The organism is Kutzneria viridogrisea DSM 43870 (genome assembly GCF_000525635.1).
GTDB lineage: Bacteria > Actinomycetota > Actinomycetes > Mycobacteriales > Pseudonocardiaceae > Kutzneria > Kutzneria viridogrisea.
In genome coordinates this window covers 5,071,400-5,088,144 of the sequence record NZ_CP007155.1, presented here as the reverse complement: position 1 = coordinate 5,088,144, position 16,745 = coordinate 5,071,400, and the positions used below count along the sequence as shown (strand labels likewise).

The window sequence follows — 16,745 nt, the reverse complement described above, 5'->3', positions numbered from 1 at the left end:
GGTTGTGAGCCATCCTCCAGACGTAGGGGCCAAACCGGACGAAAGTAGTGTCGCGATCTGTGTTGATCTTGGTCACGGCATACTGTCTGGGTCTGCCCCGGCGGAAGGAGCACTGTGGGGACCGAGCAACAGCCTGCGGGCTTCGACGTGCTGCTGTCCGGCACGGTCTTCCTGGACATCATCTTCACCGGGCTGGCACACCAGCCCGCCGCGGGCACGGAGGTGTGGTCCACCGGGCTGGGCTCCAGCCCCGGCGGCATCGCCAACCTCGCGGTGGCACTGAGCAGGCTGCACCTGAGCACGGCACTGGCCGCGGCCTTCGGTGAGGACGTCTACGGGGACTTCTGCTGGGACGTGCTGGCCAACCAGGAGGGCGTGGACCTGTCGTGCAGCCGCCGGTTCTACGGCTGGCACTCCCCGCTGACCGTCTCCATGGCGGTGGACCGCGACCGCAGCATGGTCACCCACGGGCACCCCTCCCCGGTGACCGCCGACGAGCTGCTCGCCCCGCCGCCGGTCACCCGCGCCTGCTTCGTGCACGTGGACCTGACAGAGGAGGAGTGGGTCGCCAAGGCCAAGGCCCAGGGTGCGCTGCTGTTCGCCGACGTCGGCTGGGACCCCACCGAGCAGTGGGCGCCCTCCATGCTGCGCAAGCTCGACGGCTACGACGTGTTCCTGCCCAACTCCGTGGAGGCCGTGCGCTACAGCCGCGAGGACACCCCCGAGGCCGCCGCGGTCAAGCTGGCCGAGCTGGTCCCGGTGGTCGTGGTGACCCGCGGCGGCAACGGGGCCTTCGCCGTGGACTCCGCCACGGGTGAGACGGTGGACGTGCGCGGGCTGAACATGGCCGCACTGGACCCCACCGGGGCCGGGGACGTGTTCGGCGCGGGCTTCGTGTTCGGCACGCTCGCCGGGTGGCCGCTGGCCGACCGGGTGCACTTCGCCAACCTGTGCGCGGCCCTGTCCGTGCAGCACTTCGGCGGCTCGCTCTCGGCGCCGGGCTGGCACGACATCGCCAGCTGGTGGCGCCACCTGGGCCGCCGCGACGCGGGTGAGCTGGCCGACTACGGGTTCCTCGGCGATGTGCTGCCCAGCGACCAGGCCGCCATGGTGCGCCGGGCCAGCGCCACGATCGGTCTGCGAGGTCTGTCCTGACTTCACCCTGTGTGAACGCGGTGTGCGGTTGACTGGGCTCGTGGGCATCGACGGGTTCTCGACGCCGCTGTGGTTCGCGCTGCTGGCCGTCATCCTGGCCGTGTTCGGCACGTACTTCTGGCGTGCGCGGCGCAGGCGCAGGCACGTGGTGCGGTTCGCGAACCTGCCGCTGCTGGAGCAGGTGGCGCCCACCGGGTCCTACCGCTGGCGGCACGTGCCCCCGGTGCTGTTCCTGGTCGCGTTCGTGCTGCTCACGGTGGCCCTGGCCGGTCCGCAGGCGCAGGCCAAGGTGCCGCGCAACCGGGCCACGGTGATGCTGGTGATCGACGTCTCCCCGTCGATGGAGGCCACCGACATCCGGCCGAGCCGGATCAAGGCCGCGCAGGGGGCCGCCAAGGACTTCGTGCAGAACATGACCGAGGGCATCAACCTGGGCCTGGTCACCTTCGGCGGCTCGGCGACCGTGGACGTCAGCCCGACCACCGCGCGCAAGCCGGTCACCGACGCCATCGACAACATCAAGCTCCAGCCCGCCACGGCCACCGGTGAGGCCATCGCCGCCGCGTTGCAGGCGATCCAGCAGTTCGAGAAGGGCCTCGGCGGACCCAGCGGGGCGCCGCCCGCCCGCATCGTGCTGATGAGCGACGGCAAGCAGACCGCGGGCCGTGACGAGTTCGCCATGGCCAAGCAGTGCAAGGAGGGCGGCATCCCGATCAGCACCATCTCCTACGGCACCAGCGACGGGGTGGTGGACCTGGAGGGCCAGCAGGTGCCGGTGCCCGTGGACGACGAGTCCCTGCACGAGCTGGCCGACATGTCCGGCGGCGAGTTCTACAAGGCCGACACCAGCGACAAGCTGCGCGAGATCTACCAGTCCCTCGGCGAACAGATCGGTTACGAGACCCAGCAGACCGACGTGAGCAAGCCTTTCGTGGCGCTGGGTGCGCTGGCCACGATCACGGCGGCGGGCGCTGCCCTGCTCGTGTCGCAGCGGCTGCCCTAGTCACCACGGCGCGACCTACCGGTGGGGCAACCGGCGCCCGCCGCGGCACGTCTCTATTGTGTGGTTCGGTCTCGATCCAGCTGTGGAGGTAACGAGTGACTAGGGCAGGTGCCCGCAGGGGTGGCCTCGGCCGGACGATCGGGATCATCATCGTGATCCTGCTCCTGCTGGTCGTCGGCATGTTCGTCTATGCCGACTTCTCGCTCAAGCGCACCAACGCGCTGCCCGACTACTCCGGACGGCCAGCGGCCGGGTCGGGGACGAACTGGCTGCTGATCGGCTCGGACAGCCGTGAGGGCCTGACACAGGCCCAGAAGGACCAGTTGGCCACCGGCGACAGCGAGGGTGCGCGCACCGACACGATCCTGTTGCTGCACCTGCCCAGCTCGGGCAAGCCGACCCTGGTCAGCCTGCTGCGGGACTCCTATGTGGACATCCCGGGCAACGGCAAGAACAAGCTCAACGCCGCCTTCGCCTTCGGCGGTGCCCCGCTGTTGCAGCAGACCGTGGAGGGCGCGACGGGGCTGCACATCGACCACTTCATGGAGATCGGCTTCGCCGGGTTCGCCAACGTGGTGGACTCCATCGGCGGGGTGAACATGTGCATCGACAAGCCGATGGTCGACCCGAAGGCGGGACTTGACCTCAAGCCGGGCTGCCAGGACCTGACCGGGGCGCAGGCCCTGGGCTACGTGCGCACCAGGGCCACGCCCGCGGCCGACCTGGACCGCGTGGTGCACCAGCGGCAGTTCCTGGCCGCCGTGCTGTCCAAGGTCACCAGCGCCTCGGTGCTGGCCAACCCGTTCCGCTCCGTGCCGCTGGTCTCCAGCGTGCCCTCGGCGCTGACGGTGAACAACGGCGACCACCTGTGGCACCTGATGAGCATGGCCTTCGCCCTGAGCAGCAAGGACCTGGTCACCACCACGGTGCCGATCTCCGGCTCGCGCGGCACCAACGTGGGCTCGGTGGTCATCTGGGACAAGGACAAGACCACCCGGTTGTTCGGGGCGCTCAAGACCGACGCCGCGGTGCCCCAGGACGTGCTCAGCGGACAGTGAGCCGCGGACAACTGTGAAAAGGTCCAGACCTGTTGACGACAGGTCTGGACCAACTTTACGTTGTGTTGACCCCCTGTGGCCGCCACGCCAAGGAGGTCGACTTGTCACGAAGAACAGTCCCTCTCCTGCTTGCCGCGGCCACTGTCGCCGGCCTGCTGGTCACCGCCGGGTCCCTGCCCGGCGCGGTGCCCACGGCCAGTGCCGCGAGCAACGAGGACTGCCGCCCAGACGGCCTGGCCCGCACCGCGGGCGCCGAGGTCCCGTACTGCCAGAACTACGACACCGCGGGCCGGGAGAAGCTCGGCGCTGAGCACTCCCGCCGGGTGATCGGCTACTTCACCAGCTGGCGCACCGGCAAGAACGGCGCCCCCTCCTACCTGGTGAACAACATCCCGTGGGACAAGGTCACGCACCTGAACTACGCCTTCGCCCACGTGGACAAGGACAGCAAGGTCTCGGTGGGCCCGGACGGTCCGGACAACCCCGCCACCGGCATGGACTGGCCGGGGGTGCCCGGGGCCGAACTGGACCCGAAGCTGCCCTACAAGGGCCACTTCAACCTGCTCACCAAGTACAAGGCGCAGCACCCGGACGTCAAGACGCTGATCTCCATCGGCGGCTGGGCGGAGACCGGCGGCGTGCTCAACCCGGACGGCAAGCGGGACGCCACCGGGGGCTACTACAAGCTGACCCAGAGCCAGGCCGACATCAACACCTTCGCCGACTCGGTGGTGGCGTTCCTGCGCAAGTACGGGTTCAACGGGGCCGACATCGACTACGAGTACGCCACCTCGGCGAACTTCGCTGGCAACCCGGACGACTACACGATCTCCCAGGCCCACCGCGGTGATCTGGTCAAGGGCTACGTCGCGCTGATGAAGACCCTGCGGGAGAAGCTGGACGCGGCCAGCGCCGCGGACGGCAAGTACTACATGCTCACCGCCGCGGTCTCGGCCTCGGGCTGGCTGCTGCGCGGGGTGGAGACCTACCAGGTGACCCAGTACCTGGACTACGCCAACATGATGAGCTACGACCTGCACGGGTCGTGGAACGAGTACGTGGGGCCGAACGCGGCGCTGTACGACGACGGCAAGGACGCGGAGCTGGCGTTCTGGAGCGTCTACACGACCCCGCAGTACGAGGGCATGGGCTACCTCAACTCCGACTGGGCCTACCACTACTTCCGCGGCGCCATGCAGGCCGGGCGGATCAACCTCGGCGTGGGGTTCTACACCCGTGGCTGGCAGGGCGTGACCGGTGGCACGAACGGGTTGTGGGGTACCGCCGCCTTACCCGACCAGAGCAAGTGCCCGCCGGGTACGGGCGGCACCGTCAACTCCAAGGTGCCGTGCGGCAACGGCGCGGTGGGCATCGACAACCTCTGGCACGACAGCTCCGCCGCCGGTGACGAGGTGCCCTCGGGCGTGAACCCCATGTGGCACGCCAAGAACCTGGAGAAGGGGGTCACCCCGGACTACCTGGCCGCCTACGGCCTTGACCCGAAGGACCCGAAGAACCAGATCAGCGGCACCTACGCGGCGAACTACAGCTCCACGCTGGCCGCGCCCTGGCTGTGGAACGACCAGAAGAAGGTGTTCCTGTCCACGGAGGACGAGAACTCCCTGGCGACCAAGTCCAAGTACGTTGCGGACAAGGGCCTCGGCGGCATCATGATCTGGGAGCTGGCCGGCGACTACGGCTGGAGCGCCACGGCCAACGGGGGCAAGGGGGAGTACACCTTCGGCACCACGCTGATCGACAAGATCAACGACGGGCTGCGGGGCTCCGCGCCCTACGGTGCGACCAAGTCCAACGACACGACCCCGTCCGACGTGCTCAACGTGGACGTGTCGTACACCGGGTTCGCCTTGGGCGACAACAACTACCCGATCACGCCGAAGCTGCACCTGGCCAACAACTCAGGGCAGGCGATCCCCGGCGGGGCGAAGCTGGAGTTCGACTACGGCACCAGCGCGCCCGGCAGCATGAGCGACCAGTCCGGCTTCGGGCTGTCGGTGACCAGCAAGGGCCACAGTGGTCCGAACGTGGGCGGCCTGAAGGGCGACTTCCAGCACGTGTCGGTGACGATCCCGAGCTGGCAGTCCATCCCGTCCGGCAGCAGCGTGGACGTGACGGTGCGGTACTACATGCCGATCGCCACGCCCAGCAACTACAAGCTGACCTTCGGCGGCAAGTCCTACGCGCTGTCCACGGACAACCCGCGTGGCTCGGGCGGCACCCAGCCGACCTCGACCACCACCGGGCCGACCACCACCACGACCACCACGACGACGACCAGCAACCCGTGCGGGGCCCCGGAATGGGCCAGCGCAACGGTCTACACCGGCGGGCAGACGGTCTCGCACAACGGCCACCAGTGGAAGGCCAGGTGGTGGACCCAGGGCGACGAGCCCGGCAGCACCGGCCAATGGGGTGTCTGGCAGGACCTGGGCGCCTGCTGACGTGACAGGAAAGTGCCGTTCGAGACATCTAGTGTCTCGAACGGCACTTTCATGACGTCAGGGGCCGTACACCGTGGACGGGCTGGGGTACATGTGGATCCAGTCCACGTCCTCGCGTGCCGGGCGCATCAGGGTCCCGGTGTCGGGGAACATGTCCAGCTGCGCCCCGCCGTTGGACTTGTCGAAGTAGTCGATGGACGCCTCGACCCTGCACACCTGCTCGGCGTCTACGTACCAGGTGACCGAGTCCGGTTCCCAGTCCACGGCGTAGTTGTGGAACTGGGTCGAGTCCACGGTGGCCGAGCAGTGCTCCTGCGTGCCGTCGTGGTGTACGAACAGGTCCACGCCGGGGTCGGCCACGTCGCGCTCGGCGAAGTCGATCTCGGCCTGGGTGTAGTCCGCGGTCACCGGGAACAGCAGCGGGACCGCGTGGTAGGCCGCGCCTCCGTTGTCCTCCAACGGCATTGCTCGTTCCCGCACCTCGACGCGACCGTACTTGAACCCGTTGTGGTTGCTGTACAGCCCGCCGGTCACCCCGTCGGCGGTGCCCACCACCGACAGCAGGCCACCGCCCTCGGTGGTCTGGCTCGCGCAGCGCTGCCCGTGCCCGTTGAACCCGGGCGAGCAGCCGGTCGACTGCCCCTCGCTCGCGCCGAACAGCCCCCACTTGGCCAGGTCCACCGAGCCCGCGTTGAACTCGTCGGACTCCTCGGGGTTCGCCGCACCCCAGTGGTACCGGTCCGAGGCCCGGCTGTCCGTGGGCGGAGTTGTCGTGCTGGTCCCGCCGCCGAGCCGGTAGCCGCACGCCGTCCGCGTCCACGACTCGCCGGTCGCCGTGGACGCGGGCAGTGGCACCGCCGGTCCCTCGGACTGGCCGAGGTAGTTGCCCGAGGCTCCGTACCAGTCGGCCGCGACCCGTGCCGTGCCCGCGCCGTGCAGGTTGGCCACGGGGTGGTCGCCCACCGTGTCCCGGCTGACCACGGGACCGTCGAACGGCCCCCAGCCGCCCAGGTCCTGTGCCAGCACCGGGTTGGCGCAGGCGTTGTCGGTCGGCACCTCACCCGGCGCTCCCACCGCGTTGACGGCGCCCAGGGCGAGTACCGCCACGGCGACCACGGCCCCGACGGCCGCGTGTCTGTGAGTGATCCTCGTCATCGTGTTCCTCCCGTGCTCGGCTGTCTCACTCCTCGTAGCCGATCAGCCGGAGGTCCGGCGGTACCAAGGTGGTCGTCTCCAGGAGTTCCCGGATCAGGTTGTGGTTCAGCGTGTTGCCAACCGGTTCGCCGACCTCCTCCCGGGTCAGCCCGGTGACACCACCTCGGCTCATCCTGGTACGGACGCCCAGTACGAGGTGCTCGACCTTCTTGTGCGTCCACTCCTCGTCCGGCCGGATCTCGTTGAGGTGCAAGGCGGCCTGCCGCCAGGACAGCGGGTTCGGGTAGACCTCGTGCAGGAGGTACCGCTGGCCCAGCACGATCAGGGCAAGCCGTTCGGCGGGGGAGAGCGCCCAGGTGTTCGGCGGCTGGGTCGCGGCCTCGTGCGCGGTCGGTGGCCGCTCGGCCTCACCGGACTGCACGTGCACCTCGATCAGGTGCTCGCGTCCGCTGGAGCCCCGCACGAACATCGGGGTGTAGCCGGTGGCCAGCGGGATCGGCTCGTCCTGGTGGAACAGCAACCTGGACCCGGGCAGCCGCAGCGGCAGGCGGCCAGTCGTGCTGACCCACCACCGGTCGGCGCTGTGCGTCAGCCTGCCCTGGAGCCTGCTGATCCGCCGGTCGTTCTCCCCGACGCACACGTGCACGTCCGGGCGGTTGCGGCCGAACAGGATGGCACGCCCCTCCTGTGGGCTCACGGTGATGCCACCGGTCACCGCCAGTACGTGCAGCGTGCCCGGTACGACCCCGGCGGGCACTCCCCAGGCCAGGCTGTGGTGGGTGGGGGAGAGCACCTGGCTCCCCGGGGCCGTCAGACGCTCCCTCATCTCCGCCTCCTGGCACCTCAGCTGATTGGCATCGCAAGTTTGTGCCCGGTGGCCCGGGAATGTTCCCGAGCGGCAGGAGTAGAACGGGTCGGGTTCCGGTCGGCCTGCCCGGAGGAGGGGGCCGGGCAGGCCGACCGGGGCGTCACCGGGGCGTCACCGCCGCTGTGGCCAGGTCCTTCGCCAGCGCGCAGCGCTCGGCTTGGGACTTGTCCCTGTCGGTGGCGTAGGCGTACCAGACCTCGCTGCGCGTGCTCTTGTCGGCAGCGGTGTAGTTGAGGTTGAGGACCTCCACCTCGCAGGTGTTCGGGTCCTCGGTGCTGATCTCGTCCACGACCGCGGGCTGACCGGCGATCTGGGTCCGCGCGCCTTGGGCGCTCTCGAGCAGCCCCTCGCGTCGGGCGAACTCCACTTTCAACTCCCTGGAGTCGGTGGCGCTCTTCCAGGTGCAACGCCAGTCCCCGAACCCGATCACGGGAGTCCTCGGGTCGATTCCGGGCAGCGCGGGGAAGTTCGGGGAGTTGGCCGTCTCGCAGGCACTCTTGTTGATCAGGGACTGCGGCAGGATCCTGGACTCGTCGCGCGGGGGAATCGGGCCGCTGTCCAGCACGGCCACCGCCGAGTCGGTGACCACGTCGGCCATGCCGCAGAAGTCGGCTTCCGGCACGGAGACGCGGTGTGCGTGGATCAGGATCTCGTAGTGGTCCGGCAACAACAGGTGCCGGGCGCACACGCCGTCTCCCGGCGCGTCCCGGACAATGCTGAAGGTGCGCTTGTTGTCCGCGGGCGGCAGCGGGCTCGCGCTGGCGGTCTGGCTGATGAACTGGATCGTGACGTCGGACTGCCGCTTGTTGTCCTCCACCTTCACGAGCACGTTGCACTGGTCGAAACCGTACTCGTCGGAGACCACGTTGACCGTGCCGAACCGGTCCAGGCCGCCGATGCTGGCGGCCAGCGAGCAGGGATCGGCGGTCCTGGCCTTGCCCATGAGGGAGCCGGTCCGTGCGGCCGGTTGCTGACCGCCGAGCACCAGCCAGGCGGCCAGCCCCGCCACCACGGCCAGCGCCCCGGCCGCGAGCAGCCAGCGGCGGGTGGCGTTGCGCGGCCGACGGGAGTGCGCCACGCCCTCGGCGACCTCCGTGAGCAGGCGCTGCGCCTGGGCCGCGGTGGGGCGCTTCGCGGGATCGACCCGCAACAACTCGGACAGCACCGGCGCCAGCGGACCGCCCTTGCGGCAGGGGGCGATCTGCCCCTGGGCCGCGCGCCGCAGCCGGAGGAAGGCGTTGTCGGTGGTGCTGCCGACCGGCGACACGCCCTCGACCGCCGCGAACAGCGTGGAGCCCAGCGAGAACACGTCGGAGGCCGCCGTCGGGTCGCTGCCGTTGGCCACCTCCGGGGCCACGTAGCCGGGGGTCCCGGCCAGCACGGAGGAACCGGTCACCGTCTCCTCACCGGCCAGGATCCGCGAGATCCCGAAGTCGCCGAGCTTCGCCTCGTGCTCGGAGATCATGAGCACGTTGGCGGGCTTCACGTCACGGTGCAGGATGCCCTTGGCGTGCACGGCCGCGAGCGCCCCGGCCACCTGGGCACCCAACTCGGCCACGCGCTCGGCGGGCAGCACACCCCGCTCGGCCAGGCTCTGTGCGGGCACGTACTCCATCACCAGCCAGCACTCGTCCCCGTCGTTGAGGACGTCGTACAGCGTGACGATGTTGCGGTGGTTCAACTGCGCCAACAACTTCGCCTCGCGCCGCAACTGCTGGAGCTGTTCGGCGTACTGGCTGGGCTCGCCCGGGATCGCCCGCTTGAGCGCCACCTGCCGGTCCAGCTGTTCGTCGGTGGCGCGCCACACAACCCCGTTTCCCCCGGAGCCAGCCTGTTCCTCGAGCCGATATCTGCCAGCGATCACCTGTCCGGCCAACACGGTCAGTACTGTCCCGCGAGCACCCCGTGGCCACAAGCGGATCGGGAGAACTACTCCCGCTGGCGGCGGTGGCCCGCGGTTCGTGATCGACTCCACCAGGGACCTGGAGAAGATCGAGGACCAGCACGCGCGGCCAACCGTACGAACGGCACGCGCGTCGATGTCCCGCGACCGGTTCGGGTCGCGGGACATCAGCGCGCGTCGCCCCAGAGCGCGCCTCGGACGCTCTTACCTGGGGTCGATCACCGGCGAGTTACCTGAGAAACGCCTTGAAATAGAAAACCGGCTCCGGGAATTCCGCGGCCGGGTTGCTGGGCGACAGTTCGATGACCGGAGTCGCCTCGCACGGGGCCTTTCCGGCGGGCGGCTTTGCGAACAGTGCGATGTACTGGCGGGTGTCGTTGAATGCGGAGTGTGCGCCATCCGGCAGGATGTTGGGATCCACGGGCGTACACCGGAACGGCACCGGAGCGACCACCCGCTGCGGGCTCCCCGAGAAGTTGGGTTCCGGGAGCAGGAACAGGGTGGAGCGCATAACAGGCCCGTCAATGGGCTTGATGGTCGGGCTGGCGGCACTCGCGGGTCCACCGGCCAATCCGCAGACAGCCAGCACCGTGGTAGCGGCAACGATGATGCGCTTCATCATGAGTTTATTCCTTCGCGCTAACGAAACTGGTTGGTGTGTCAATCCAAGCCCCCGCGTGTGTCGGGGTGTCGGTTGCGGCGACGGAAGAACCATCGAAACGCCTGGTCAATGGCTTCGTGACAACCAGTCCGTCAGTCGGCCTCGGTAAAGCCAATGGCCTGCATGTGCGCCGTTTCCTTCGCGTTCACGAGTAGTGTCGTCGCCATGACATCGAGTGCCGTCTCGGGAGGCGAAATTGACGGCCAGGGAATGAACGTGATCAGGGAAAACGGAATAGATGTTCAACTTTCGCCACTGGTGGTGGTCTAGTGCCAGCATCCGCTTGCGCACTCTTCCTCGACAAGGGGTCACTCAACTGGCCCCGCGCCCAGCAAGGCCGATACCAGCGACATTGCACAAGATGAGGTGGCTTTCACTGCGTTCAACGCAGTGAAAGCCACCTTCACGCTATGCCGTGCTAGCGCTGGACGTCCCAGACCAGCGCGCCGGGCAGCCCGAGGTAGGCGGCCAGCGCGGCCTCGGGCACCGCCCGGTAGGCGCGCCGCTTCGCGCGCACCTGGTCCACATCGAGCCTCGGCTCCAGGCAAGCCCGCACCTGGAGCCCGGCGGCGGTGAACGCGGCGAAGTAGTCGGCGTGGCTGTGCGCGTGCTCGCGGACGAAACCCCGGTTGCCCGCCGCGTCCTGGAACGGCGCGTGCCAGCCGAGGTGTGCCTGGAACGGGTGCAGCGCGGAGATCACCAGCCGCCCGCCGGGGCGCAGCACGCGGGCCAGTTCGCTGATGGCCTTGTCCAGCTCGGCCACGTGTGCCACGGCCAGGCCGCTCACCACCAGGTCGAAGCTGTCCTCGCCGAACGGCAGCTCGCACAGGTCGCCCTCGGTGAACTGGGCCTGCGGCACCGACTCGCGCGCCACGTCGAGCATCTCCGGGGTCAGGTCCACACCGGTCACCCGGTGGCCCAGTTCGACCAGGTGGCGGGCGTGCCGCCCGGTGCCGCAGGCCGCGTCCAGGGCCTCGCCCGGCGGGATGTCGGCCAGCAGGCCCCAGACCGCGGGCTGCTCCATGTCGATCATCGGGTTGCCCGGCTCGTCGTAGCGCGCCGACCAGGCCCGGTAGCCCACGCGGGCGTCCTGCTCGCTGGTCAGCTCCCCGCTGGCGAACTCCGGCTCGTCCAGGATGCGCCGCACCTCGGCCAGCCGCTGGTCGGCCTGCTCCACCGGCCCGTCGTACAGGCCGCGCAGCAGGGCGAGCCCCTCCACGCCGATGAGCAGTTCCCTCAGTCGTACTTCACGATCCACGTCCGCAGACCCTAGGCAGCGCGGCGGGGCTCGGCTACCGGGTTTTGGGGTTCGTTGGAATTCCGGATGCACCGGCGTAGGCTCGTGACATGGGCAGACAGGCTCGCGAGTGCTCCATCGCCAACGCGCTCGAGGTGGTCGGCGAGCGGTGGAGCCTGCTCGCGTTGCGCGAGGTCTTCTTCGGGGTGCGGCGCTTCGACCAGATCGTGCAGAACACCGGCGCCAGCAGGGACATCCTCACCACGAGGCTGCGCAAGCTGGTGGACGCCGGGGTGCTGGAGCGCCAGCTCTACGAGGAGCGCCCGCCACGCTACGAGTACGTGCTGACCGAGGCCGGCCGTGCGCTGCACACCGTGCTGCTGACGCTGATGGACTGGGGGGACCGGTACGTCACACAGGGCCCGCCGCCCACGGTGTGGCGGCACGAGTGCGGTGAGGTGCTGGCGCCGAAGACCGTGTGCGCCGGCTGCGGGGAACCGGTCCGCTCCGGCAGCGCCACCGTGGTCCGCGCCGACCGCTGGCCGACCTGACCCGCGGTGCCGAGGACCCGGCGCGTGTCGGCGCTTCGCGTGCGGCGTGTCGGCGCTGGGCGGGCAGTTTCCCAACTCGTGGGAATTCGGGCTGCAAGCGCGAACACGCGGTACCGGAAGCGCCGACACGCGCTGTTCCGGGGTGGGTCAGGACTTGCGGAGGGCGGCGAGGGCCCGGTCGGCGTGCACGGCCATGCGCAGCTCGCTCTTGACCACCTCGACGACCTTGCCGTCCTCGCCGATGACGAAGGTCTGCCTGCGGGTCAGCAGCGGGCCGAACCGCCTGCGCACCCCGAACTGGGTGGCCACCGCACCGTCCACATCGGACAGCAGCGGGTAGTCGAAGGAGTGCATCTGGGAGAACTGCGCCTGCTTGTCCACGGGGTCGGGGCTGATGCCGATGCGCTGGGCGCCGACCTCCCCGAACTCCGCGGCCAGGTCGCGGAAGTGGCAGCTCTCCGCGGTGCAGCCCCCGGTCATCGCGGCCGGGTAGAAGAACAGCACGACCGGGCCCTTGGCCAGGAACTCCGAGAGCTTGCGCGGGGTGCCGGTGTCGTCCGGCAGCTCGAAGTCAGTGACCTGGTCGCCGACGTTCATCGGGAACCTCCCGTTCGGGGTGGCAGCGGGAAGAACCCACTGGTGCGCTTGACGTACTCGGCGAAACCGGGGCGGTTCGCCATGTTCTTCTCGGTGAGCGCCTTGCCGGTGCCCTTGGTCAGGAACGCGGTCATGACCACGGGGGAGAGCACCGTGAGCGCCCCGATCCAGTGCTGGCAGGCCACCAGGTACAGGCCCCACCAGACGCAGGCGTCACCGAAGTAGTTGGGGTGGCGGGTGTAGCGCCACAGACCCCGGTCCATGATCTTGCCACGGTTGCCGGGGTCGGCCTTGAACCGGGCCAGCTGCTGGTCGCCGACGGCCTCGAAACCCAGGCCCACCAGCCACACCAGCACGCCGAGCCAGCCCAGCAGGCCGAAGGCGCCCGTCTCGTACTGCGCGGCCTGCACCGGCATGGAGACGAACCACATGATCACGCCCTGGATCAGGTAGATCTTGCGGAACGCGTACCAGACCGGGTTGCCGGTGGCCCGGCCCATCAGCGCCACGTAGCGCGGATCCTCGGGCCTGCCGTGGTTGCGGCGGTGGATGTGCACGGCCAACCGCACGCCCCACACCACCGTCAGCCCGGTGACGACCAGCCGCGTGACCAGGTCCCCGTCGGACACGGCCAGCGTCACCAGCGCGATCACCGCGAAACCCAGGCCCCACACCGCATCGATGCCGTCGTGACGGCCACGGCGCACGGCAAGGCCCAACGCGATGAGCATGACCACCAGCACCGCGCCCGCGCTGATCAACAGGTTGAGCAGGAAACCGCTCAGGTTCACGCCACGACCTCCCAGGTCCGCCTCGTGCGGGGCATACCGCTGGCGCCGTTGAGGGTGGGCCGCACGGCGAGGATCTGGTCCACGCCCATCCGGTTCTCCTTGAACGCCAGCGCACCACCGGCCAGGTACAGCCGCCACACCCGGAGCTGCCCCTCGCCGACCAGCTTGGTCAGCTCCTCGGCCCGCTCCTCCAGGGTCTGCGCCCAGGCGTCCACGGTCCACACGTAGTGCTCCCGCAGCGCCTCGACGTCACGCACCTCCAGCCCGGCCTGCTCCAGCATGGCGATGGTCTCGCCAACCGGGCGCATGTGCATGTCGGGGGCCACGTAGCGCTCGATGAACGAGCCGCCGCCCGGGGCCTTGGGCGCGCTGGCCACCCGCGACATCTGCTGTAGCAGCAACCTGCCTTGGGGTTTGAGCAGCCGGAACAGCTGGGCGGCGTAGGTCGGGTAGTTGCCCAGCCCGACGTGCTCGCCCATCTCCACGGTCCCGATGGCGTCGTAGCCCTCCTCGGGGATCTCACGGTAGTCCTGCAACCGGACCTGCACGCGGTCGCCCAGCCCGCGCTCGGCGATGCGCGCGGTGATGAACTCGCGCTGCTCGGCGGCCAGGGTCACGCCGGTGGCGTGCACCCCGTAGTGCGTGGCGGCGTGCAGGATCAGCGAGCCCCAGCCGCAGCCCACGTCCAGCAGCCGCATGTCCGGCTGGAGGTCCAGCTTGCGGCAGATCAGGTCCAGCTTGTCCCGCTGGGAGTCCTCGACGGTGTAGTCCGGGGCGTCAGAGGTCCAGTACCCGCAGGAGTACGCCATGTTGGGGTCGAGCAGGGTGCGGTAGAACTCGTTGGACAGGTCGTAGTGGTGCGAGATCGCGTCCCGGTCACGGGACTTGGTGTGCTCGGCCCCGGACAGCCGGGCCTCCTCCGGCGGGGGAGCGGGCCGCTTGCCGAGCACGCCGAGCCTGAGCGCGGCTCGCACGATGTCCACGCGGTCCTTCGCGGTCAGCCTGACCTTGCCCAGGCCCTCCCTGCGGACCAGCTGCCAGAACCGGGACAGGCCCTCCTTGAGGTCACCCTCCACGTCGATGTCCCCGGAGACGTAGGCGCGGGCCAGCCCCAGCTCGTTGGGGTCCCACAGCAGCCTGCGCAGCGCCCGTTGCGAGCGCACGACCACGACAGGGGCGTCGACCGGACCGGTGACGCTGCCGTCCCAGGCGCGTAGCCGCACGGGCAGCTCGGCGCCGAGGAACCGCTCCACGAGTCCGGCCAGGGTTTGCGCGATACCAGTCGAACCAGCCACTCCAGGCCCCTTCTGCCGCACGTACGGGTCTGCTGACCCATACCGGGTTCGCAGCGGGGGCGCCAGCGGTTCGATCAGGGGGTGAACAAGTGGTCGACCAGCAGGTTCAGCGCGGGCAGGGCCGCGACCACGGCCTCGCGGGACTCCGCGGGCAGCTTGTCCAGGGCGGTGGAGATCCGCCGTTCGTGTGCCTGCTGCCACTCGGCGAGCTGGCGGTGACCGGCCGCGGTGAGCGTGACCCTGGCGACCCGCCGGTCGCTGGGATCGCTCTCCCGGATGGCCAGCCCGGACTCGACCAGCTGCTGGACCAGGCCGCTGACCGTGTTCGGGGCGAGGCGTTGCAGGGCGGCCAGCTGCCCGATGCGGGCGGGGGCGTGGTCGGCCAGCGCCATCAGCAGCTCGACCTGGGCCATGGGCAGGGCTTCCCACGGGTAGTCGGTGCGGATGCTGGTGCGCAGGGCGCGGCGCAGTCTGGTCACCACTTCGGTGAGGGTCCGCGCGTCGGTGGCGGGGCTGGACGGGGCTGCCTCGTGCGACATCCGACCAGCGTAGTAGGTGGTCACCGCCACAGGTTCGTCGTATATCGAGTATGTCGGTGTCCGAGGTAATCTGGGGCCGTGCTGATCCAGTCGCTGCGCGCCGAGCCCGCCCGGCCCAGGTGGATCGCGAACTGGCCGCACGCGCACTGGCTCGCGGTCGGCTCGGTCTGCCTGGGCGCGTTCATGGGCCAGCTCGACGCGAGCATCGTCACGCTCACCTTCCCGGCGCTCGGCACGGAGTTCGGCAGCACCCTGGCAGCCGTGCAGTGGGTCTCGCTGAGCTACCTGCTCACCCTGGTCGCCCTGCTGGCGCCGGTCGGCCGCCTCGCCGACACGGCCGGGCGCAAGCTGGTCTACCTGTACGGGTTCGGGGTGTTCACGCTGGCCTCGGCGGCCTGCGGGCTGGCCGACTCGCTGCCCGCGCTGATCGCGTTCCGGGTGGTCCAGGCCATCGGCGCCGCCATGTTGCAGGCCAACAGCGTCGCGCTGGTCACCACGAGCGCGCCTCGCGAACGGATGCGCCTGGCGCTGGGCGTGCAGGCGGCGGCACAGGCCCTGGGCCTCGCGCTGGGACCGACCGTCGGCGGCCTGCTGGTGGCCGGGGTCGGCTGGCGCTGGGTGTTCGGCGTCAACGTGCCGATCGGGATCGTGGCGATCATCGCCGGGCGCTACCTGCTGCCCAGGACCCGCCAGCGCACCCCGGCCGGTGCCCCGGACTGGTGGGGCGTCGCGCTGCTGGCGACCTCGGCCAGCGCGCTGCTGCTCGCCCTGTCCTCCGCCTCGGGGCTGCCGCTGCCGCCCACCGCGGTAGGCGCCCTGTTCGTGCTCGGTGTGCTCACCGCGGTGGGCTTCGTGTGGCGGCAGCGCCGTGCCCGCTCACCGCTGATCGACCTGGACCTGTTGCGACACAAGGCGACCCGGTACGGGCTGGTCGCCGCCACCCTCGGCTACCTCGTGCTGTTCGGGCCGCTCGTGCTCGTGCCCGCGATGATCAGCTCACCGCTGCGGGCGGGCCTGGCGCTGACCAGCCTGCCCGCCGGGTTCGCCCTGGCCGCCACCCTCGGCGGGCGGTTCGTGCCCGCCACGTGGTCCGAGCGGCGCCGCTGCCTGCTCGGCTCGCTGCTGTGTTGCGCGGCCCTGGCCACGTTGTGCGCCGGTGGCCCGCTCGTCGGCGCACTGGCCCTGCTCGGTGTGGGCCTGGGCCTGGTCACGCCCGCCAACAACGCGTTGGTCATGGCGGCGATCCCCGCCCGCTGCTCGGGCCTGGGCGGCGGCCTGGTCAACATGGCCCGTGGCCTGGGCACCACACTCGGCGTGTCGGTCACGACCCTGGCGCTGCACCTCACCGGTGAGTCGTGGCCCGCCTTCGCCGCGCTGCTGGTCGCCGCGGCGGCCATGGCGGTCGTGTTCTTGACGGATTCACACCGCAGTAGGTGAAGTACCGCGTGGAGTGAAGGGGACCGAGCTGTG

15 protein-coding genes are annotated in these 16,745 nt (G+C 69.9%); 6 read left to right on the top strand and 9 right to left on the bottom strand.

Features of this window, described 5'->3' with window-relative positions; genetic code table 11:
• Positions 1-114 precede the first annotated feature (114 nt).
• From KALB_RS22400 to KALB_RS22385, 4 genes are all read left to right on the top strand, one after another.
• Positions 115-1,155: a PfkB family carbohydrate kinase gene (locus tag KALB_RS22400; RefSeq protein WP_025357954.1), complete on the top strand. Its 1,041-nt coding sequence runs from the start codon at positions 115-117 to the stop codon at positions 1,153-1,155.
• Positions 1,156-1,195: 40 nt separating this feature from the next.
• The gene (locus KALB_RS22395) at positions 1,196-2,158 is read left to right on the top strand and encodes a VWA domain-containing protein (RefSeq protein WP_025357953.1); all 963 of its coding nucleotides are present in this window, start codon (positions 1,196-1,198) and stop codon (positions 2,156-2,158) included.
• 95 nt (positions 2,159-2,253) lie between these two features.
• On the top strand, positions 2,254-3,216 hold the full coding sequence (locus KALB_RS22390; protein ID WP_063750764.1) for an LCP family protein: 963 nt from the start codon (positions 2,254-2,256) through the stop codon (positions 3,214-3,216).
• 101 nt (positions 3,217-3,317) lie between these two features.
• Positions 3,318-5,678, top strand: coding sequence for a chitinase C-terminal domain-containing protein (locus KALB_RS22385; RefSeq protein WP_025357951.1), 2,361 nt, complete (start codon positions 3,318-3,320; stop codon positions 5,676-5,678).
• Positions 5,679-5,735: 57 nt separating this feature from the next.
• On the opposite strand, the gene KALB_RS44100 is transcribed toward KALB_RS22385, so the two are convergent.
• The 5 genes from KALB_RS44100 to KALB_RS22360 form a co-directional block, all read right to left on the bottom strand.
• Positions 5,736-6,833 (bottom strand): glycoside hydrolase family 16 protein, encoded by a 1,098-nt coding sequence (locus KALB_RS44100; protein ID WP_051913314.1) that lies wholly within the window; start codon positions 6,831-6,833, stop codon positions 5,736-5,738.
• 25 nt (positions 6,834-6,858) lie between these two features.
• Positions 6,859-7,659 (bottom strand): hypothetical protein, encoded by an 801-nt coding sequence (locus KALB_RS22375; protein ID WP_025357949.1) that lies wholly within the window; start codon positions 7,657-7,659, stop codon positions 6,859-6,861.
• 142 nt (positions 7,660-7,801) lie between these two features.
• On the bottom strand, positions 7,802-9,580 hold the full coding sequence (locus tag KALB_RS44095; RefSeq protein WP_025357948.1) for a serine/threonine-protein kinase: 1,779 nt from the start codon (positions 9,578-9,580) through the stop codon (positions 7,802-7,804).
• A 253-nt stretch (positions 9,581-9,833) separates the two neighbouring features.
• Positions 9,834-10,226, bottom strand: coding sequence for a hypothetical protein (locus tag KALB_RS22365; RefSeq protein ID WP_148309572.1), 393 nt, complete (start codon positions 10,224-10,226; stop codon positions 9,834-9,836).
• A gap of 457 nt (positions 10,227-10,683) precedes the next feature.
• Positions 10,684-11,523, bottom strand: coding sequence for a class I SAM-dependent methyltransferase (locus KALB_RS22360; RefSeq protein ID WP_030108707.1), 840 nt, complete (start codon positions 11,521-11,523; stop codon positions 10,684-10,686).
• A gap of 89 nt (positions 11,524-11,612) precedes the next feature.
• On the opposite strand from KALB_RS22360, the gene KALB_RS22355 reads away from it, so the two are divergent.
• Positions 11,613-12,053, top strand: a complete 441-nt coding sequence (locus tag KALB_RS22355) for a winged helix-turn-helix transcriptional regulator (protein ID WP_025357945.1) — start codon at positions 11,613-11,615, stop codon at positions 12,051-12,053.
• A gap of 147 nt (positions 12,054-12,200) precedes the next feature.
• Here the strand turns inward: KALB_RS22355 and KALB_RS22350 are convergent, their stop codons facing one another.
• The 4 genes from KALB_RS22350 to KALB_RS22335 form a co-directional block, all read right to left on the bottom strand.
• Entirely contained in the window at positions 12,201-12,650 is a 450-nt protein-coding gene (locus KALB_RS22350; RefSeq protein WP_025357944.1) for a peroxiredoxin, read from the bottom strand.
• Positions 12,647-13,381 (bottom strand): DUF1295 domain-containing protein, encoded by a 735-nt coding sequence (locus KALB_RS22345; RefSeq protein ID WP_081789931.1) that lies wholly within the window; start codon positions 13,379-13,381, stop codon positions 12,647-12,649. The genes KALB_RS22350 and KALB_RS22345 overlap by 4 nt, the downstream gene beginning before the upstream one ends.
• A 56-nt stretch (positions 13,382-13,437) precedes the next feature.
• Complete coding sequence (locus KALB_RS22340) at positions 13,438-14,736, bottom strand: SAM-dependent methyltransferase (protein WP_030108705.1); 1,299 nt, start codon at positions 14,734-14,736, stop codon at positions 13,438-13,440.
• 74 nt (positions 14,737-14,810) lie between these two features.
• Positions 14,811-15,275: a MarR family winged helix-turn-helix transcriptional regulator gene (locus KALB_RS22335; RefSeq protein ID WP_025357941.1), complete on the bottom strand. Its 465-nt coding sequence runs from the start codon at positions 15,273-15,275 to the stop codon at positions 14,811-14,813.
• Between the two features lie 78 nt (positions 15,276-15,353).
• Between KALB_RS22335 and KALB_RS22330 the strand changes: the two genes are divergently transcribed.
• Positions 15,354-16,712: an MFS transporter gene (locus tag KALB_RS22330; protein ID WP_025357940.1), complete on the top strand. Its 1,359-nt coding sequence runs from the start codon at positions 15,354-15,356 to the stop codon at positions 16,710-16,712.
• The last annotated feature ends 33 nt before the right edge of the window (positions 16,713-16,745 follow it).

Coding starts and splice junctions, on each gene's coding strand:
- KALB_RS44100 (WP_051913314.1), bottom strand. CDS start 6,833: ATGACGAGGATCACTCACAGACACGCGGCCGTCGGGGCCGTGGTCGCC.
- KALB_RS22375 (WP_025357949.1), bottom strand. CDS start 7,659: ATGAGGGAGCGTCTGACGGCCCCGGGGAGCCAGGTGCTCTCCCCCACC.
- KALB_RS22365 (WP_148309572.1), bottom strand. CDS start 10,226: ATGATGAAGCGCATCATCGTTGCCGCTACCACGGTGCTGGCTGTCTGC.
- KALB_RS22355 (WP_025357945.1), top strand. CDS start 11,613: ATGGGCAGACAGGCTCGCGAGTGCTCCATCGCCAACGCGCTCGAGGTG.
- KALB_RS22350 (WP_025357944.1), bottom strand. CDS start 12,650: ATGAACGTCGGCGACCAGGTCACTGACTTCGAGCTGCCGGACGACACC.
- KALB_RS22345 (WP_081789931.1), bottom strand. CDS start 13,381: ATGCTCATCGCGTTGGGCCTTGCCGTGCGCCGTGGCCGTCACGACGGC.
- KALB_RS22335 (WP_025357941.1), bottom strand. CDS start 15,275: ATGTCGCACGAGGCAGCCCCGTCCAGCCCCGCCACCGACGCGCGGACC.